Annotated in this window: 1 protein-coding gene and 1 pseudogene; both read right to left on the bottom strand. The window is 66.5% G+C overall.

Translation table 11 applies throughout. From position 1 onward, the window contains the following. Positions 1-1,116 (bottom strand): glutamate--tRNA ligase (gene gltX, locus VGD20_RS00930; protein WP_331132653.1); only part of this gene is annotated, 1,116 nt, incomplete at its 3' end. Further along, a pseudogene (locus tag VGD20_RS00925) lies at positions 1,113-1,500 on the bottom strand (NAD+ synthase); the annotation flags it as partial. The pseudogene VGD20_RS00925 and the gene gltX, both read right to left, overlap by 4 nt.

Here is a 1,500-nt window from a genome sequence, read left to right as displayed (position 1 = left end):
CAGATAGACCCGGTCCTCATCGGCGACATCGCTAACAGCGACAGGTCCCTCGACCACCGCCCACCAGTCGGCCGCCTGATCGACGCTCTCCAGATTGGGGCGGATCGCGATCCATGCGGCCTCGTCCATGCCGGCGGGGAGGCGCTCGGCGACCGTTGCAAAATCGAGCTGGTGGACGATGCGCGCGTTGAGCTGCGCGAGCTCGGCCTCGTCGAAGCGCGCGGGAGCGCGGCCGAAATGCGCGAAGTCGAACACATCGATCAAAGGCTGCGGATCGGTGACGGCCTCGACGGGATCGCTGGTGCCGATGCGGGCGAGCTTGGCGATCAAGGTAACGGGCTCGATTCCCTGTTCGCGGAAATGATCGACGCCGAGCGATCCGAGGCGCTTGGAGAGCTTGCCCTCGCTGCCCGTGAGCAATGCCTCGTGCGCGAACTGCGGCGCCTCGGCGCCCAATGCCGCGAACATCTGAAGCTGGGCCGCGGTGTTGGACACGTGATCCTCGCCGCGTACGACATGGGTGACGCCCATATCGACATCGTCGATCGCGCTGGGGAGCATATAGAGCCAGCTTCCGTCGGCGCGGCGGATGACAGGGTCGGAAAGCAGCTGCGGATCGAAACGCTGCTCTCCACGGATAAGGTCGTGCCAGACGATCGGCGCGTCATGATCAAGCCTGAAGCGCCAGTGCGCGTGACGGCCCTCGGCTTCGAAGGCCGCGCGCCCGGCGTCGGTAAGTTTCAGCGCGGCGCGGTCATAGACGGGCGGCAGTCCGCGGCCGAGCAGCACCTTGCGCTTGAGGTCGAGTTCCTGCGCGGTCTCGTAGCAGGGGTAGACATGGCCCGACGCCTGCAATGCCTCGAACTTCGCCGCGTAGAGCGCGAAGCGTTCGGACTGGCGCGCCTCGCCGGCCCAGTGCAGGCCGAGCCAGGTGAGATCGGTGCGGATCGCGTCCACATTCGCCTCGGTCGAGCGTTCGGTGTCGGTATCGTCGATGCGCAGCAGGAAGCGCCCGCCATGCTTCTTCGCCCACATCCAGTTGTGGAGCGCAGCACGAATATTGCCGACGTGAAGCCGGCCGGTGGGCGAGGGGGCGAAACGCGTGGTGACGGTCATGACGTCCTGAAGGCGTTGGTGATGGGATAGCGGCGGTCGCGGCCGAAATTGCGCTGGCCGAGCTTGACACCGGGGGGGGCCTGACGACGCTTGTATTCGGCGATGTAGAGCAGGCGTTCGATGCGGGCGACGGTGGCGCGATCATGCCCGCGCGCCGCAACCTCATCGACCGACAGCTCCTCCTCGACCAGCCCGTGGAGGATGGGGTCGAGCACATCATAGGGCGGCAGGCTGTCCGAATCCTTCTGGTCGGGGCGGAGTTCGGCCGAAGGCGGCTTGGTGATGATACGTTCGGGGATCACCGGCCCGTCCGGACCGAGCCCGAGATCGGGCCGGTTGGCGTTGCGCCAGCGCGAGATCGCGAAAACCGTCGTCTTGTAGGCG

This window comes from Sphingopyxis sp. (assembly GCF_036402335.1).
GTDB lineage: Bacteria > Pseudomonadota > Alphaproteobacteria > Sphingomonadales > Sphingomonadaceae > Sphingopyxis.
Note: the sequence above shows the minus strand (reverse complement) of the source record. Positions and strands in the feature narration are given on the sequence as shown.